16 protein-coding genes, 1 pseudogene and 1 riboswitch are annotated in these 17,604 nt (G+C 44.3%); of the genes and pseudogenes, 7 read left to right on the forward strand and 10 right to left on the reverse strand.

From position 1 onward, the window contains the following. Window positions 1-110: 110 nt before the first annotated feature. Window positions 111-1,214 (forward strand): glycerol dehydrogenase, encoded by a 1,104-nt coding sequence (locus tag NSS79_RS33370; protein ID WP_342437714.1) that lies wholly within the window; start codon window positions 111-113, stop codon window positions 1,212-1,214. 63 nt (window positions 1,215-1,277) lie between these two features. On the opposite strand, the gene NSS79_RS33375 is transcribed toward NSS79_RS33370, so the two are convergent. The 3 genes from NSS79_RS33375 to NSS79_RS33385 form a co-directional block, all read right to left on the reverse strand. Then, window positions 1,278-2,876 carry a hypothetical protein gene (locus NSS79_RS33375; RefSeq protein WP_342437715.1) on the reverse strand — a complete coding sequence of 533 codons (1,599 nt, stop codon included), beginning with the start codon at window positions 2,874-2,876 and terminating at the stop codon, window positions 1,278-1,280. Beyond that, a complete protein-coding gene (locus NSS79_RS33380) occupies window positions 2,869-3,582 on the reverse strand; it encodes an ABC transporter ATP-binding protein (protein WP_038601180.1) in 714 nt (237 codons plus the stop codon). The genes NSS79_RS33375 and NSS79_RS33380 overlap by 8 nt, the downstream gene beginning before the upstream one ends. A gap of 168 nt (window positions 3,583-3,750) precedes the next feature. Then, on the reverse strand, window positions 3,751-5,037 hold the full coding sequence (locus tag NSS79_RS33385) for an amidohydrolase family protein (RefSeq protein WP_342437716.1): 1,287 nt from the start codon (window positions 5,035-5,037) through the stop codon (window positions 3,751-3,753). Window positions 5,038-5,217: 180 nt separating this feature from the next. Here NSS79_RS33385 and NSS79_RS33390 point away from each other — a divergent pair, with 180 nt between their 5' ends. Next, window positions 5,218-5,649 (forward strand): MarR family transcriptional regulator, encoded by a 432-nt coding sequence (locus NSS79_RS33390; protein WP_076113772.1) that lies wholly within the window; start codon window positions 5,218-5,220, stop codon window positions 5,647-5,649. 31 nt (window positions 5,650-5,680) lie between these two features. On the opposite strand, the gene NSS79_RS33395 is transcribed toward NSS79_RS33390, so the two are convergent. The 4 genes from NSS79_RS33395 to NSS79_RS33410 all read right to left on the reverse strand — a co-directional run bounded on the left by NSS79_RS33395 (window position 5,681) and on the right by NSS79_RS33410 (window position 9,111). Next, window positions 5,681-5,908 carry a TetR-like C-terminal domain-containing protein gene (locus tag NSS79_RS33395; protein WP_342437717.1) on the reverse strand — a complete coding sequence of 76 codons (228 nt, stop codon included), beginning with the start codon at window positions 5,906-5,908 and terminating at the stop codon, window positions 5,681-5,683. Window positions 5,909-6,135: 227 nt separating this feature from the next. Then, entirely contained in the window at window positions 6,136-6,807 is a 672-nt protein-coding gene (locus tag NSS79_RS33400; RefSeq protein WP_342437718.1) for a YdeI/OmpD-associated family protein, read from the reverse strand. Window positions 6,808-6,936: 129 nt separating this feature from the next. Further along, window positions 6,937-8,340, reverse strand: coding sequence for a phytase (locus NSS79_RS33405; RefSeq protein WP_342437719.1), 1,404 nt, complete (start codon window positions 8,338-8,340; stop codon window positions 6,937-6,939). Window positions 8,341-8,454: 114 nt separating this feature from the next. Continuing rightward, the gene (locus NSS79_RS33410) at window positions 8,455-9,111 is read right to left on the reverse strand and encodes a DNA-binding protein (protein WP_342437720.1); all 657 of its coding nucleotides are present in this window, start codon (window positions 9,109-9,111) and stop codon (window positions 8,455-8,457) included. Between the two features lie 180 nt (window positions 9,112-9,291). On the opposite strand from NSS79_RS33410, the gene NSS79_RS33415 reads away from it, so the two are divergent. The 4 genes and pseudogenes from NSS79_RS33415 to NSS79_RS33430 all read left to right on the forward strand — a co-directional run bounded on the left by NSS79_RS33415 (window position 9,292) and on the right by NSS79_RS33430 (window position 12,645). Continuing rightward, window positions 9,292-9,636 carry a helix-turn-helix transcriptional regulator gene (locus NSS79_RS33415; protein ID WP_342437721.1) on the forward strand — a complete coding sequence of 115 codons (345 nt, stop codon included), beginning with the start codon at window positions 9,292-9,294 and terminating at the stop codon, window positions 9,634-9,636. 518 nt (window positions 9,637-10,154) lie between these two features. Further along, window positions 10,155-10,562: pseudogene (locus tag NSS79_RS33420) on the forward strand (sigma-70 family RNA polymerase sigma factor); the annotation flags it as partial. Continuing rightward, a complete protein-coding gene (locus tag NSS79_RS33425; RefSeq protein ID WP_342437722.1) occupies window positions 10,555-11,712 on the forward strand; it encodes a DUF4179 domain-containing protein in 1,158 nt (385 codons plus the stop codon). The pseudogene NSS79_RS33420 and the gene NSS79_RS33425, both read left to right, overlap by 8 nt. 21 nt (window positions 11,713-11,733) lie before the next feature. Beyond that, entirely contained in the window at window positions 11,734-12,645 is a 912-nt protein-coding gene (locus NSS79_RS33430; protein ID WP_342437723.1) for a DUF5643 domain-containing protein, read from the forward strand. Window positions 12,646-12,744: 99 nt separating this feature from the next. Here the strand turns inward: NSS79_RS33430 and NSS79_RS33435 are convergent, their stop codons facing one another. The 3 genes from NSS79_RS33435 to pnuC form a co-directional block, all read right to left on the reverse strand. Beyond that, window positions 12,745-14,136 (reverse strand): amino acid permease, encoded by a 1,392-nt coding sequence (locus NSS79_RS33435; RefSeq protein WP_342437724.1) that lies wholly within the window; start codon window positions 14,134-14,136, stop codon window positions 12,745-12,747. A 163-nt stretch (window positions 14,137-14,299) separates the two neighbouring features. Further along, window positions 14,300-14,380: riboswitch (glycine riboswitch) on the reverse strand. A 117-nt stretch (window positions 14,381-14,497) separates the two neighbouring features. Then, window positions 14,498-15,508, reverse strand: coding sequence for an AAA family ATPase (locus tag NSS79_RS33440; RefSeq protein WP_342437725.1), 1,011 nt, complete (start codon window positions 15,506-15,508; stop codon window positions 14,498-14,500). After that, a complete protein-coding gene (pnuC, locus tag NSS79_RS33445) occupies window positions 15,505-16,182 on the reverse strand; it encodes a nicotinamide riboside transporter PnuC (protein ID WP_256718247.1) in 678 nt (225 codons plus the stop codon). The genes NSS79_RS33440 and pnuC overlap by 4 nt, the downstream gene beginning before the upstream one ends. Window positions 16,183-16,450: 268 nt before the next feature. On the opposite strand from pnuC, the gene NSS79_RS33450 reads away from it, so the two are divergent. Further along, window positions 16,451-17,479, forward strand: a complete 1,029-nt coding sequence (locus tag NSS79_RS33450) for a tetratricopeptide repeat protein (protein ID WP_076113777.1) — start codon at window positions 16,451-16,453, stop codon at window positions 17,477-17,479. Window positions 17,480-17,604 lie beyond the last annotated feature (125 nt).

A 17,604-nucleotide genomic window follows, 5' to 3' on the forward strand; every position in this document is an offset into this window, starting at 1 on the left:
GCTCCTCAATCTGAGGGGCTGTTTTCTTTTTCAGGGAACAAACCCAATCATTGAATGCATAATCAGCTTACCTGCAGTAGATAATTTCTAAAACAAGGAGAGTGGTTAAATTGAAACAACCGGTAAAATCAGTCACGTCCCCCAAGAAATTTATAGTAGGTCACCACTTATTAAACGAACTATCTACGTATACCACTACTTATGGTGACCATGCTTATGTAATTTGTGATGAATTCATCCTGGATCGTGCAGCGAAAGAAGCGGGGCAATCCTTTAAAGAAGCTGGACAGCAGAGTGAGTTCGTGAAATTTAATCTGCAAATTACTCAGGAGGAAATCGATAGGCATTGTGAAGCGGTTAAAAAATCAGGCGCTAATGTGATCGTGGGTATTGGCGGCGGGAAAACCTTAGATACCGCTAAAGCCACCGCATATTATGTACATTTGCCAGTGATTATCTTCCCAACCATCGCTTCAACCGATGCGCCCTGCACCGCACTTTCTGTCATCTACAAAACTGACGGCTCGTTTGACCGCTATCTGTTTCTGCCAACCAATCCGGATGTGGTCTTGGCAGATACAAATATTTTAGCAAGTGCTCCAACCCGTTTTTTTGTCGCTGGAATTGGAGATGCGCTCGCCACCTATTTCGAAGCACGCGCCTGCTATCAGAAAAATGGTGATAATCTGGTCAATTTGAAACCCTCGCTTGCCGGATTAGGTATCGCCAAGATGTGCTATGACACTGTTCTGGAATATGGCCTTCAAGCGAAGATAGCCGTTGATCATAAAGTTTCCACTCCTGCCGTTGAAAAAACAATTGAAGCCACCATCTATTTAAGTGGTGTAGGGGCTGAATCCGGCGGTTTAGCCGCTGCTCATGCCATTCATAACGGAATGACCGCTGTCCCATCGCTGCATCATGCACAACATGGCGAAAAAGTAGTATTTGGTTTATTAACACAGCTTGTTTTAGAAAGTGCACCCAAAGAAGAAGTGGAAACGGTCATTAACTTCATCAAAGAAGTGGGCTTACCCTTAACATTAAAAGATCTCGGTCTGGATCAGTTTAGAGAGGAAGAATGGCGGAAAGTGGCGGAAGATGCATGTGCCGAAGGAGACACGATGGGCAATATGCCACATCCCGTAACTCCTGATGACGTATACCAGGCCATCATTGCGGCAAATGCATTGGCAGAATATTACCATAATTAAAATCTAGAGACCTATTGAAACGCTAAGCAGCCAGTTGCCGGGATGGAACCGACAGCTGGCCGATTAAAGCCGCTGAAATAACTGCTCCCCTTTTGTCTGCATATATCTATACATTGCCAGGCATGCCGCTATCATAATCATGCCAACCCCTAACAAGAGGAGATTTGCATTTACCTGCGTCAGAAGAAGGGATAGTCCCAAGGGAACTAATAAACTGATGAACCCTATGAGCATAGATACAAGAACTGCTGCACTCTGTTTGATTACCGTAACTTCGCTTTTCCACTCCAGGTTAGGTAATTTCAGGTTAACAATAATGCCCATCAGCGCGGAATAACAAGCATAGATCAAAGGGATAACAAGCAATAATAAGCTTTCCATCCATCCCGTGCGCAACGATATCATAAGCATTATACTACTAATACTCAGGACGGGTAATGTGATGGTCAGATTCACGGCAACTTTGCTAAGCCATATCGCTTGTTTCGATACGGGTGAGCTTTTTAGTATCCATAAATTGTTGCCTTCAAGCGAAATGGAACTTGACGTTGTGCAGCTTAAAACTACAAATAAGGATAGAAGGATGGGAGCCAGCGTACTCAGATAATGGGATAATTGTGGAATTTCAATCATTTCCCCCAGCTTCTCCGAACTGACAAACAATAAGGCAACCGACATCACCAGTAATAGAATCATGCCTATACTTGTGTTCAGCACATAAACAGAAGAGCCAAAATATCGGCGCAACTCCTTCTTATACAGTGCACGAAATGGAGAGGAGGCTTCTAACGGCTTCATGGTATATTTGCTGCCTGCATGACTGGTCATTAGACCTGTATGAATCGCTTTATATCTTGTACTTAACACAGTGGCAAATAGTATAAATGAAAGTACGGATAACGCAATAAATAATAACAATGAGCCTACCTGATACGAGCAGACCGCATCTACATACATTTCTGCAAGAGGATACAGCTTAAATATCATATCGGCCAGCTCAGTCCCCATATCAGCAAGTGCCTGCTCGTTTCCATTCAGCGTAAATGAACCGACCATAAGTGCAATCACAATGGCAAAAGTTAATACAAGACTGATCATCCGGCTCGCTTTAAACCGTGAAGAGATCCAGCTAATGCATGAACCAATAATCGTTGCCGCAATAATCGGCAGTAATGGGATAAATAAAAGGGTCATTAGAAAAAACAGATAAAATAACGTCCCCGGATTCACTTTTATAGCATATACCACACCTGCTGGCAGCATGACCATCAAAGAAAAGAACAAATTCAGCACATAGAGCTGAAGAACACGGCTTGCCACAACATGACTCGTCTTGATCGGCAGCGACATCACCAAATCGTAGTCCTTATAGCCGAATAATACACCGCTTGCCTTATAGACCGTGGTGAAGAACCCTACAATAGAAGTAACAGCCATCATAATCGCCAGTAATAGATCCATTCGCCCCATTTGTTCAAAAGTCACTGCCAACATGAAGCTGTATCCAAATGAAACTACTGCTATCATAAGCACTCCCACAAGAATGCCAAAGGCGAGTAAAAACGATTTGCGTCTTTCTTTAACATCTTTTGTATGTAAAGCTTTATTCAACCCAAATGAAGAAAACAACTGCAGCTTCGTTAATCTCCAGATATTAATCATTGTCGATCAGCTCCATGAATAATGCTTCCAGGCTATTTTCGCCCTTTACTTCTTCTGTCTTGCCATGGGCTATTAATTGGCCCCCCTTTATGATCGCTATCTTATTGCAGAGCTTCTCTGCCACATCCAGCACATGCGTGGAGAAGAAGATGGCACTGCCGTTGCTGCACAGCTCTACCATAATTGTCTTTAGCATGTGAGCGGCTTTTGGATCAAGGCCAACAAAGGGTTCGTCTAACACCAACAACTTTGGTTTATGAATAAGTGCAGAGATAATCGCAAGCTTCTGCTTCATCCCATGGGAATACGATGAGATCATATCACCCAAATGGACCGTAATTTGAAAAGCATCGCTGTATTTTTTAATAAGCTGCTCACGATCCGCTTTGGATACACTAAAGAGATCACCGATAAAATTCAAGTACTGGATGCCGGTAAGATGATCATACAGATCCGGGTTATCCGGAATATACGCAATCCTCGCCTTGCACGCTACCGGATCTTTTTTAATGGAGATACCGTCAATTTCAATATCCCCTTCTTCAAAATCAAGCACGCCCACTACTGCCCGAATGGTTGTTGTTTTACCTGCTCCGTTATGTCCGATAAAGCCGTAGATATCGCCTTGCTCCACCACCAAATTCAAGTCATTTACTGCCTTTTTACCACCCTTATAGCTCTTGGTAAAATGTTTGATTGTAAGCATGCCCTTCACCCTTTCAATGCGTTTTTTTCCCATACGCTCTTCCCGTAGAATAACTATAGTACGAATAGCACCGCCCGAACGTTCATTTGTCTGCAGGGATATTAAAAAAAGCCCATCCCCCTTAGGATGGACTTCCTCATTATTAATAAATCAAGCGCCAGCGTGGTTTCACACTTCTTCTACTTTCTGAATGCCGCGCAGCCATATTTCACAGATGGATAACGTATCGGAAATAGTCGTGGTTGGGTCGCCGTCGACCAAAACCAAGTCTGCCCTTGCCCCCTGAATGATACGCCCGCGGTCGTTCAGGCCGAACCGGCGGGCTGTTTTTGAAGTAGCGGACTGAAGAGCTTCTACGGGCGTGAATCCCGCTTCCACCAATAGTTGCATTTCATGGTGTACACTGGCGCCATGGGCAAGCCCGCCAAGCGATGGAACCGGCACGGAGACATCCGTACCCACCAGGATGTCTACACCTGCATGATGAAGGTCCATCACATTCCGGTAGTTGTCTTCCATGCTGCCTTGCGGGTAGGTATGGAAGCTGGCATTCAGCGTATCCAACCATTCCGGACTAAGCCTGGAACTCACACGGTGATCCTTGGCCAATTCTGCTGCGGAGTTACCAATAATGGAGGAGTTCAAGACCAGACACGGTGTAACGAAAGCACCGGCCTCTGCGATCATTCTCACCAGATCCGAAGTATTGTCCGGGCGGTCGATGAATAAATGGGCCAAACCATCGACCCCGACTTCGATGGCTTGCCGGGAGGAGTCCGCAGTCAACACATGGGCAATCGCAATCTTGCCGTACCGGTGCGCTTCCCCTACGGCTGCACTTAGAATATCTTGGCTTAAGACAGGCAATCCGGGGGCGGCCAGTACCGTCCCTTCCTCAATCATAATCTTAATATAATCGGCTCCCTCCCTGACTTGTTGGCCCACAAATACCAGCGCCTCATCCCTGTTCGATACCGCAGCCGTTTCTCCGTGATCGTGATCATGGGCATGAGCAACCAGCATAGCGTTGCGATCTTCCTCGCTCATTTTCTCCAATTCCTTCAGTACAAAATCCGGGATTTCCCCATCCCCAGGCATAAGTTCATCGGGATGCCCTCCAGGAGGTGTGACCCCCATTCCGGCAGAGCGCACGTCGGCAATATCCTCAATCCCCTGGAGCTGTGCCTCGCGGCCGTTTTTCGTAAACCCGCCCATCATTTCCAGTTCAGTCGTCACACCGAATTTCAGTGCGTCGCGCAGGCCCTCTACGGAAGTGTGAACGTGGGCATCGATCAGACCCGGCAATAAAGTCCCTCCTTTCGCATCAATGGTGATTGCATGTGCCGGTATTTCCCCGCCTACCGATAGGATCTGTTCGCCTTCAATCAGGACCGTCGTGGCTCTGATCACGTTCTCGCCGTCAAATATGCGCGCATTGGTGATTGCTGTAATCATTGTGATACCTCCTATAATGGGATAGTGTTTGTTATTGATTGAAATATAACAGTTAGACTTCTAATTGTCAATCTTAAAATTAAATGAAGTCTAACAATTTCAATTTGACAATTTAGGGACCGAAAATTAAGATGTTCTTATAATTAGAATTCAAACTATAGCAAGGGAGTCCGGCACAGGATGACGAAGCAAGCTTTGCTTACCCCCTACTCCGATTTAATCCGGGAGATTGGATTGAAAATCAGAGGTATGGCCAATGTCAGATTATCGGAACTGGGACTGAATGCGCAGCAAGGGCAGATGATGGGCTATATTTTTGAGCATCAGGACAAAGGTGTGATCCAGAAGGATTTGGCCGAGCGTTTCAACCGTAAGGGAGCCACCATCACCAGCATGCTTCAGGGGTTGGAGAAAAAAGGTTATATCAAGCGGGTGATTCCGGAAGATAATGAACGGCAGAAAAAAATATATTTATTGCAAAAAGGGGCCGACCTCGTCGAGGAATTCCACGATATATTCATGGAAGTAGAACGATGTGTTACCCAGGGCCTTACCGAAGAAGAAAGCGCCGCCTTCTTGAAGTTATTAATCAAAGTGAAAGAGACTTTATAGCAAGACACAGCCACTCCAGTGAGTGGTTTTTTTATTGAGATGAAACCCTCTTAATCCACCACATAATAATGCCCAGTAATGATGCTGTAACAATATCAACTGAAACTACCTCCTTCGTAGAATCTATTCCTCTTGCGTTTCTTCGTGTTTCTATCGTATTTTTCAGCAGGTTGGACAAGTGATTTTTGAAGCCTTTGTGCTCAACCAATACAGCAAAGATCTTCCGGTATTCATAAAAATAGTTTAAAAATGTAACCAACTGCTCCTGTTCGTTATGATGATTTTATCCAGTGCCGCACTTGTTATTACATTATTTATGCCCGTGAAAACCAAGCTCATGATTGAGAAAAAAGCAAACGTAGTCAGCAAGGAAGAACCCTTGTTGTAACATGCATAAGCTGGCAATATCAGTATATGAAGAATCAAAGCCACTCCTTATGCGGAGTGGCTTTGATTCTGTTATGTCCGCAAGGATGTCAGCTCTATTTACGGCTTTTCTCTCCGGTAAATATCGATGCTTTTATACCCTTCACCCAGAATTTTCTTCATTTCTGCCCGCCGTTTCTCTCTAGTCTCCTCTTGTACAGCGCTGTATACATAACGGGCCCAATCCTTTCGGTAGCCGGGCGTAAGGGATTGGTAAAAAGCCAGCGTCTCCGCACTATCCGTCAGATCTTGCTCCACAGCAGGGATCATAGAGGTGTAATCGTCCACACGTTGACTTGGCTTTGAAGATGCATTTTTGTTCTTCCGCGCCTCCTCTTTGAATCCGATAACGGTAAACACATCATTTAAGCCCACCATACGTGCAAACTTCAGGTTGCTCGTTCCAATATAACCGTCCTCATCGGCTCCTACCCCTTCAAAAAGACTGTCTCTGTGAATGTAGGCCGGATAAACCTTATTCCCTTTTTTGGGATAAGCGGCGAACAAATAGCCACCTTTATTTAAATAGTTGTGATCAATCACTTTCTGGACTAGATCCTGTAGCGATTCCATATTGAGCACATAAGCAAAAATCAGATCATAACTGCCGGGTGTTAGTTCAGTGTCATGCTCCGCTAGCCCCGCTAAACTGTCGTCACCCTCTGGTCTGTACAATACAGCAACCTTTTTGAATTTGTGCATATTTAGCTTCTCTACAATTGTTTTAGCCATGTACGGACCCCCGTTAAATGTTGTCTTTATCATAAAGCAGCCCCCAAGACCCTGAAATGTGGGGTTGGAGGCTGCCAGTGAGAACATACTCTTTACTTTAACACTTGAACGTTAGCTCTTAAAACAATATCACTTTGCGCTGCGGTCCACAAGGTTACGAGGATCCACTTTGTTGTCCATCAATAACGGTGTCTTTGCACCTTTTGCAATTTGATCCCAGGCTACTACTTTAAAGTTTTGGTTAAGCTCTTTGCCATCGTTGATGTTGGAATCATCCTGGGCAATAAAAATACCATAAGGGAACTGTTCACCCAGCCCGAACCCGAGTACATCAATTCCATCGGTTACCGAGGTGCCATCGGTCAATGAGCCATCGGCGATATTGAAGCTAGTAAGGTAGGCGTTATTGCCTTCACGGTCATAAATCGCGTAACTGTCGCTGCCTTGGCTGGAGGCAATTAAGTAACCCTTGCCATCGGCACCATAATAGAGAGTCAGCCCTTCAATATCATCCTGCAGCCGGCGTCCATCCGCAATATCGACAGTGGACAAAGGTTTGGTCCCGCTATCAGGCTCCGCATTATATTTGTATATCGCGTAATCCTCTTCTGCTATATACAGCATGCCATACTCATCATCGGCTACCATTCCTTCTGATTGCGTAGCCAGCTTAAACTCGCGGACGAGCTTGCCTGAAACCTTGCCTTTTCCATTCTCTATCAGCTCATATTGTTCAAATTCGCCTTCTTTACCCAGCACCAGTGCGTAATATTTGCCCGATTTCAAACTGTGGTAAAGACTGAATCCATATACCTCTTCCATCTTCGCTTTAATGGGCTCTGCTACGATGTCAGTCAACTTCCCGGTAGCCCCATCCATGGCAAAAATATCGATCGTGTTCGTAGAACGGTTGGTCGCGCCAACAATATCTACTTTTTTACCGCCAAGCTGAAAATCATAACGAATATCGATATTGTTCATTTTTCCTACTTTATAATTTTGAAGCTCTTTGCCGTTCAAATCATAGACAAGGACGCCTCCGCCTTTGTTCGTGGCAATGATTTTGGAATTCGCCGGGTTCGCAGAATCGAGCCAGATGGCCGGGTCATCGGCTGCATCCTCGCCATCTTCAACGGCTGCCGTCTCCACCTGGGCGGTTACAGAATAAGGGGTGATGATATCGGCGGAATTGATGAACTTTGCATTTTCAGCCAGAATCGCTTGAAGCAGCTTAGAAGGAATGTACATCTTGCCATCGGCTAATTTGACCTCCGCCGGAAGCTCGCCGGCTTTACCCGCCAGACGATATTCCTTCTCGCCTGCCGTGAACGTGCCCGCGAATCCGTTCTTCAGCTTGACCAGTGCCGACTTATCGTCGCTATCCCAAGTGATAGTTGCTCCAATCCTATCCATGTGCTTACGCAGAGGTTCATAACCTTTTAGGTCTGAGGCAGATGCTGCGTTAGTTGTTGCGGCAGGAAGTAGAGCGCCTGCAAGGAGCAGCGTAGATAATACAGTTTCCCATGTTTTCATTGATGTTCAATGTTCCCCTCTATTTTTAGTAATTGCTTAACTATAGAAGATGAGTGTAAAAGAAGTATTAACGGACAACTAGGCCTTTGTAAAATTAACAATGTAAATTCAAGTTTATGGGATGGGAGTGTATTGAGCCTTCCTCTTATTATATAAATCCACGAGATCACAACATTTCCTGTACTTCGACCGTACCTCTCCATCCTGTTCAGACTCGATTCCTGTTATTTCATCAGTTAAGAGGCGCAGTTGCTCATCCACATTTAATTCATAACACAGCGCAGCTTGCATAATAACAGCCAGTCCATCCAATGTTCCCTTCGGATACGTCTGAAGAAAGCGCACATAGTCACTGAGGAGTTCTGTCTTTCCTGATAAAATCTCTACGGCGTATAAATTCACCTTTGCCAAGAACCGAAATTCACGAGCAATCTCTTGGCCGTCCCTCCCCAAATCCTCTAACCAGCCAAGTTCTGCGTATCTGTAGATACTATCCTTGGCGTGCTCGTAATCCCCCAGCATTTGATATGCATCTCCCTGCATCTGTTGACTGAACCCAAAATAATAAACAAGCGGATGTTTCATCTCAATTATAGGTATATTCAATCCCATTGCTTTGCAGTACTGCCGCTCTTCATAAATACGTTGGGCATAGTTAAGCAGGATATCTGCGGTATAAATCAGCTTGTTCCATTGTTCAAACAAATATGCGGCCTCCAGGATTTCGACAAGAATATCCGGGTTGAAGGCTTTGAGGATGGAGTGGTGCATAGGTGAAACCTCCTTATAAAGAGTATTGTTCAGAAAAAAGTTTCTTTATCTATTCAGTTAGAAGTAGTAGAATAAACAAAATATACTCCTTATACGTAGTTTATTCAATATATTTTACCGCCTATACATCCCTGCTATTTATACCAAGACTCTCCTAACCTTTAGGAGAGGTGATTAGTAATGATAAAATTACGCAACATGGTTGGAGACCGAATCAGGGATATTCGAAAAGCAAAAGGTTTAACCCAGCAGCAATTAGCAGAGTTGTCCACCCTAGATGATGCCTACATAGGATCAGTAGAGCGAGGAGAACGGAATTTTTCTATAGATTCACTTGAGAAAATTGTAACCGCCTTAAAAGTTAAGCCAAGCGAACTTTTGCAAAGTTATGATAAACAAAACGAGATCGAAGCAGCACAACGCGAAGCAATTGATGAGTATGCAATAGTTGTGAGCGAGCTTAATGTAGAGGAGATTGAGAGAATAAGAAGGATTGTCAAAGAGGTTAGAGGTGCGTTCAAATAAAAAGTCATAACAATACCATTTTATACGCAAGAAATCATTCCGGAGCATGTCAAGATTCCCAGTAAAGTAAACTTGAATCATGAGGAATAGTGAATAAAGAGCATGGCAAAACCCTTCCAATTTGAGGTAAGTTGGAAGGGTTGGCTCTACTATGGGGGAATCGCTAAATCATTTATTTTCATACTATCATTAAATTTCAGTCATATACTATGATTAGATGCGGCCCCTTTTTTAAGGGGTCTTTTTCATTTATAAGAATAACTGCCAGAGTTGCTTCTTGGAAGGTGATATTGAAGAATTTTAATTTTTTTTGCCTAAAAGATAACTTTTTGTATGTCTCATCCATCTAATTATACAGAGGGCCCTCGAGGAGGAAGAATCATTTGCTGGAAAACGAACTGGATATCAAAAAGGCACAGAAAGGCGACCATGAGGCATTTACCCGTCTTTTCAGGCAACTGGAATCACAGCTGTACAGAGTAGCTAAAACCATTCTGATTTAAGATGAAGATTGCGCGGACGCTCTTCAGGAAACGACACTGAAGGTGTACAAAGGGTTGGCCAACCTTAAGCAGCCCAAATTTTTTAAAACCTGGGTTATACGCATCCTGATTAATGAATGCAATCAGTTGCTCCGTATGCGGGAACGAACTGTGGTTATGGCGGAGATTCCCGAAGAAACGAATGTTTCCTATTTGCCTTTTGAAGCCTCAGGGAATGTGGACCTGCAAAGCTCCATTAACCGGCTGGACGAGCCCCTGCGGCTTGCTATCGTGCTTTTCTACTATGAGGATTTATCCATTAAGCAGATTGCGGATGTACTTAGCATCACCGAAGGGGCGGTCAGGGCACGGCTTCACCGCGCACGGCGATTGTTATCCAAACAGATACATCCTGTACGGGGGGAAGGTCTTGCTAATGAATAATAAAAACTTAGAAAAGCAGCTCAGGGAGCTAAGACAAGCTAATACACAGGAGCTTCCTCCTTTACTGCGATCACGGCAGGATTCGACTTATGCATCTCTCTCCACAATTGTTCAGGATTCTGCGGACAAGAAAAAGAAAAGCAAGGTATATCCAAAAATTGCGGCTATTACTGCGGCAATATTGCTCAGTGTTATGCTAACGGCAATCTATCCGCCAGCACTGGCCAATGCGCTAAAGCAGCTTCCATGGGTAGGCGGCATTTTTGAACAGGCCGGTGATCTGGGGTTGCAGGCCGCGCAGCGTTTGGGTCTGATTTCCCGCCCGAACAGCAGTGATACTCATGAAGGAATCACCTTATCTGCCGAAGAGGCCGTATTTGACGGCAGCCGTTTAGCATTCTCCGTGAAGCGTGAGGGAGAAGGGCTGGGCAGTACGCTGACCGAAGTGACGATGGGGACAGACGGGAAGCCTTTTCTGGAGAAAGGCACAATAGATTATGCAGACGTATTGATCGACGGAGTCTCACTGGAGGACTTTGCAGATAGGCAATGGGCGACTATTCCGTTTCTAACCTGGATGGGAGGCAAGGAGAGCAATACAGCTATTTTTAGGCTGGTGGATTCTTCGAATTTGGGTGTCTCCACCAAAGCTTTTCCTGATCAATTTGTACTGACCCTAACAGTTCGCTTACAAGGTATTAATGAACCGTTTATTCTCCAGATTCCTGCACGTAAGGTTACAGAGAATACTATTACCACACCCAATATACACGCACAAGCAGAAGGCTTCAGTTTGTCGCTGCAAAAGCTGGAATACAGCCCATTAACGACCCGTCTGTCGCTTATGCTCGAACAAGAGACAGATGTAGATAATCCAGATTTGCATTTAATAAGCTTTGAAGTAAAGGATGAACAAGGACTAGTGTTAGAAAATATATCAAAAGAAGCCCTCTATTCTTCCAATGGGTCACTTCATGTGGATTTGCTTACAGAGCCGTTCGACAAGCATCCTAATAAGCTCACAATCCGTGCCTATCTTAATGAGTTCAAGGACCCGGAAAGAAAGAGCGGGCTATTCAAAACAGACCGTTTCGGAAACACGGTGAAGCATTATATCGACGGTCTGGAAATAAGCGTGTTAATTCAATAAAAAACTTAGGAGATGGATATTATGAGAAAAAAGACAATGAAATTATCTGTAATTTTAAGCGCTGCAGTATGCCTTGGAGGGCTGGGAATGCCGGCTGCAACCCATGCATCTGTTGTTCAACCGGCTGCTGAAGCTTCCCTGAATACACCAAAAGCCTCGGATTCACACGATAAGCTTACTGTAAAAGGAAGTGCACAATTTGACGGCAATTATATTAAGATCAATCTGAGCTGTGAGGGAACCTTATATTCAGGAAATTTCGCAGGAATAACCTTAGATGCTAAAGGCAAACCCTATCTTGCAGAAGGGACAATAGTGGGTATAGATGCAAAGATAGCTCAACCTGGAGGCATTGAGTTGAAGTCACCGCGCTGGAGCAAGGACGGTGATAGCAACAAGGCGGTTGTTGTACTGCCAATCGGATGGTTAAATGAAGAACAAAAGGCAGGTCTAGCCGCTGGCTCTGAAATCAGCGTGAATGTGGAGCTCCAAGGTATACAAGAGCCGTACGTACTGAAGTTTTCTCTTAAGCAAGAAGGAGTGGTGCGTAACATTCAGCCGCCTGCTCCAAAGGCAGACAGCCAATTTGAAATTGAAACCACCCGAGTCGCTGTAGGAGAGGCTTCTGTGCGCATTGCACTGGCGGTAAAAGGAGTACCCAACATTCAAGCCTATGATATAGGATATGATATTTATGATAATCTCGGAAATGAGTTAAACTCGATCGCGAGGGACACTGTTGCAATTACCCGGGATACTACTTCTGAAGATTTATTGTTCGGAAAGATTAACCCAGCCGCAGAATATCTGATTATCCGGCCTTATAAAGCAGTTTTTGAAAAGGGCAACACCGGGGCATATAAATTGGATTCTAAAGGAAAGGTAGTTAAAATTTACAACGAGCAACTGGAAATGAAAATTCCTCTGAAATAGCGTTGTCGCAGCAAGCCTACCCATATTGATTTGGAACAGGGGATTGCCTATCCGGCCGAAAGGCCTGAGGCAATCCCCTTTTTCATAAAAAAGTGAGCGTTAGGCATCCATGGGATGTGATTCTGTACTAATTATTTTGCTGCTTCTTTCCCGCTTTCTCCGATTCACCGAATACAAAACAAATAATAGAATAAACCATAACGGCGTCAACAATAAGGCCGGACGTGTTTCTTCAGCAAACAGCATAATAATGAGTATGATTGCAAACAGCGCTAGGACTACATAATTAATAAATGGGGTGAACGGTGCTTTGAATTTTGACTTCGCCTGCAATTCCGGCTTTGTTCTCTTATACCGCAAATGGCAGATCAGAACGATACCCCAAACCCAGATGAAACAAATGGCACTGATGGTCGTCACGATTCCAAAAGCAGTCTCCGGAATCAGCTTACTCAAAAGAGCTCCCACGGATAACACAAGCGTGGAGATGAAAAGCGCATTGCTTGGGACATGATTTTTATTCAGCTTTGCAAAATTGGCTGGAGCCTGGTCATTCCTGCTCAAATTATATAGAATCCGGCTTGTTGAGAACATTCCGCTGTTACAGGCAGACGCGGCTGAAGTTAATACGACAAAGTTAATAATTCCAGCAGCAATCGGTATCCCCACCAAACTAAATGTTTTAACAAAAGGACTTTCTGCCGGATTCAGTTCCGTCCATGCGTTGATGCATAACAAGGCGATAATGGCACCCACGTAGAAAAATAGAATTCTTAAAGGAATTTTATTAATAGCCGATGGGATGGTTTTTTCCGGATTGGATGTTTCGGCTGCCGATACCCCCACCAATTCTACACCGACAAAGGCAAACACAACCATTTGAAAGGAAAGTAGGAACCCTGAAACCCCGTTCGGGAATATCCCCCCATGTGCCCAAATATTACGGACAGTAACCGTTCCGTTCGCTGTTTTGAATCCAATCACCAGCAGGATTGCCCCGATAACAATTAACGCGAGAATAGTCACTACCTTGATTAAAGCAAACCAGAATTCCAATTCGCCAAAACTTTTTACAGTTAATAAATTGAGTCCTAATAAAATGATTAAACAAATGACGGCAGGGATCCATTGCGGGATATCAAACCAATATTGTACATATACGCCAACAGCTATAATATCCGCCATAGCCGTCATGATCCAACAAAACCAATAGGTCCATCCGGTTACAAATGCTGCGCGCGGTCCAAGATAATCTTCGGCGATGTCTGTAAAAGATTGATAACCCGCTTTCGACAACAGAAGTTCTCCTAAGGCCCTCATAACAAAAAACACGGCAATACCGACGATTAAATAAGCAAAGATGATGGATGGTCCTGCGAGTTGTATAGCTTTACCTGATCCTAAAAATAATCCGGTCCCGATGGTCCCCCCAATTGCAATGAGCTGAACATGCCGGTTCTCTAAATCTCTCTTTAGTTCTTGTGGTGCCATGTGAAACTCCCCCTCTACATCTAATAATTCTTTGTGAAATGATGAACAAGTAAAAATGACAATAAAAAAAGAGACTGGATGCGCTCCAATCTCACGGTCATAAGAATATTAAATAAAATACATTCATTATTCTGACGCTTATCAGAATAACAAATGAATTATCCAGTACTCTTCTGTCCTTTTGCCTGAGATTGTGAACCCTTCGGCGCCGGGGAATCCCCACGGTCTCTCCAGAAGCTGCTCCTGCTATAGTGTGATCCATAGCATTCATAGCTTAGAAATTATTTGATTATAGGATCATAACTTCTTTTAAATATTTTTCAATACTAATCATAGTCAAAAGTTTTGTCAATAACATTAGTTACCACCGTGCTTCGCCAAAATAATTATGATAGGGCTTGAACGTTGCCAGCACTTCGTCTACCTTGCCCATTCGCTCCTCCAGGCTTCCCCGAAGCGTGATGTAGGGAATCCGCCGCTCCTTCAAATCTGCAATAATTTGCTTATGGAAAATATGCCGCTTCTGGTTCCCGCTGCGGTCCCATGTATCCTCGTAAGGAATATCGTCGTCACACAGGAAAAAAAGGTCGTACCGCTGTGCATTTTCCAGGGCGATCCGGGTTAAGCGTTCAGGAGCCCGGCCGTGGTAATCCAAGGCAAACATATAAGTGGTGATCGCATTGGTATCGACAAAAAGATATTTATCCGCTTGCAGTAAAGCCCATTCTTCCCGCTCTATATGGCCGACAGCAATTTCATCGAACGCCTCCAAGCCAATTCGGCGGTCCACCTGATGCTCCGTCCAATAATCGCGCCCGTATTCGCTAGCATAGGTTGTACGATACTGCCGGGCCAACGCTTCGGTGATCGTGGATTTGCCGGTAGACATCGCTCCCACAAAAACCACTTTTGTTATTAAATCCCGATATACGCTATCGCTCACATATTCCCGGTACTTGTAAGGAACCGAACGGACCATGGTAGCTGAAATCGGTACCTGCCCGCGGGCTTCATCCACCCGCCGGTCTACTGCGCCCAAAGCGATGCTCATATGCTCTCCGTAAAACTCGCTGGAGTAGAAATGCGTCACTTGCTCGCCTTTCAATAACTCCAGAATATATTGCTCCTCCCTTATCTCATGCTCCCTGTCGTTCGAATACCCGTCCGGACCGTCCCAGGCTTCAATCACCCGCACCGCCGGGTAGAGCTTGCGAATCCAGTTGGCCCGGATATGCAGCGGGATCGGGGTCACCGTCGTCTCATAGATCACTACAATCAGTTCATCGACCTCTTGCAGCGCCGTCTCGAACATGAACTGATGCCCTTTATGCAGCGGGGCAAACTTCCCGAGCGTCAAGCCAAGTCTCTTCATGCTGATACCTCCCTAGCGCCCTTGTTCCAATTGTAGTAGCCGTATACAGCGTTAACCAGATACGCGCTCCACATGACGATCATCAGCAGGCCTTCACCGCTCCCCTCGAGCATTCGAATCACCCACAGCAGCACCGTGAACATATTGAGGACAATATAGACCAGCCATTGTTCCTTGAATCTTCGAACCATTAATAGAGTGGCGACAACGGATAACACCGTCGTAGTGGCATCAATATAAGACGAATTCTGCCCCGGTATGAATGATAGACCCAGGCCCAGCAGCAGGCTGCCTAATACGCAGACCGCCCCCACTAGAAGCAGACGCTTGAGCTCCAGCTGACGCATGGACAGCTTGCCGTTAGTCCGGTTATTTTTCCACATGTAGAAGCCGACCACATTCATAGGAACAAAGAACAGCAGATTTAGCATAACCTCTCCAAACAAACCGTTGACGTAAGCCAAGTATGCATAACCAACGGTATTGTACATCCCAAACACATAACTCATCAGATTTCCCTTCGCCGCGAGCACCACGCACAGCACCCCGGTGATAAAGACCGTAAATCCGAATAAAGAATCCTTAGAAAGCACCGTAAACCCAACAGCAATTGAGGTAAACAAAACCAGCCAGGTCAATTCAAACAGGTTCCAGCCGCCCCATGATTTATTCACTTGCATCCCCTCTGCTTTCATCCGATTTGTGCACCATAAAGTTAGTTCACTCTTAATTTCAACTTGATAATAACATATTGTTAATATCATTGAAAGCAAAAATGTACACTTGATGAATCGAATGATCCAAAGAGAGGCTTCGTGCCTTGTAGCCGCTAATGTAACTGATAAGTTAATTCGTTTAACCACGCGGTCATTGAGGAGATTTTAAACCACAAGTTATAATTCAAGGGACTAGTCGAACTGATAAAAATTGGAGGGTATTCAAATGAATATTGAGATCGGAAAAAAAATCAAAACCCTACGTTTACAAAAAGGAATGACTCAGGAAGAACTTGCAACAAAACTGAATATGTCATCCCAAGCCATATCCAAGTGGGAAAACAACGTAACCATGCCAGATATTCAAATTCTCCCTGAGTTATCTGTGATTTTAGGGGTTACAATTGATGAGCTATTTGCATTAACTGATGACACACATCTAGAGCGTATTGAAAATATGATTAGTACCGAACATTTTATTTCCAAAGATGATTTTAATTATGCTGAACAATTTCTCAAAGAAAGGCTAACTAATGACGAAAAAAAGGCCCCATGTCTCACATTGCTGGCTCAGTTACACATTCATCGTTCAGAGGAGCACCGTGAATTAGCTTCCCATTATGCCAAGGAGGCCCTGTTATTAGATCCACATAAAAAAAGTAATCATAATGCTTTACGGGATGCGGAGAATGGAGTCATTTTTGACTGGAACTATTCAAATCACCATAAACTTATAGAGTATTATAAAAATTTCGTGCCAAATCATCCAGATTACTGGCAGGGTTATGTATGGCTTATGAACCACTTACTTGCAGATGGCAGATGCGCTGAAGCTAAAGAAACTCTAGAAGGATTGAACAAAATCCATCCAGGTTATTTATATCAATTATATGGAGGACTGATCTGCAAGGAAGAAGGCAACCTTTCTCAGGCATTAGTTCTTTGGGAGCAGATGACGGATCTGTATCCTGATGAATGGCGTACGTGGTCCTTTAGGGGAGACTGCATGGCGAAACTGTGCAAATACGACGAAGCTATCGAATATTACACCAAAGGATACGAACTACAACCCAATCCCAAATATATAGATGCATTGATAGCAATTTCACATATATATGAGATTCAAGGAGATTATGATAAAGCTATTGAGAAGCTTCAAGAAATCATCGAACAATTGGAAAGTAATTGGGAAATCACAGAGGGTAAGGCAGTTGATTTTTATGCAAGAGAAATAGAATATTTCAAGAAACTGTAAGTAAAGTGGCATAAACTACTAGCCCATCAATTACACCGCTTCCCCTGCTATATTATGGGGTGGATTTCAATTCCGTTCACGAAAAGCCAATCAATGGAGCTGGCTCCATTGATTGGCTAATTCGG

This window comes from Paenibacillus sp. FSL L8-0436, assembly GCF_038593025.1.
Taxonomy (GTDB): Bacteria; Bacillota; Bacilli; order Paenibacillales; family Paenibacillaceae; genus Paenibacillus_AQ.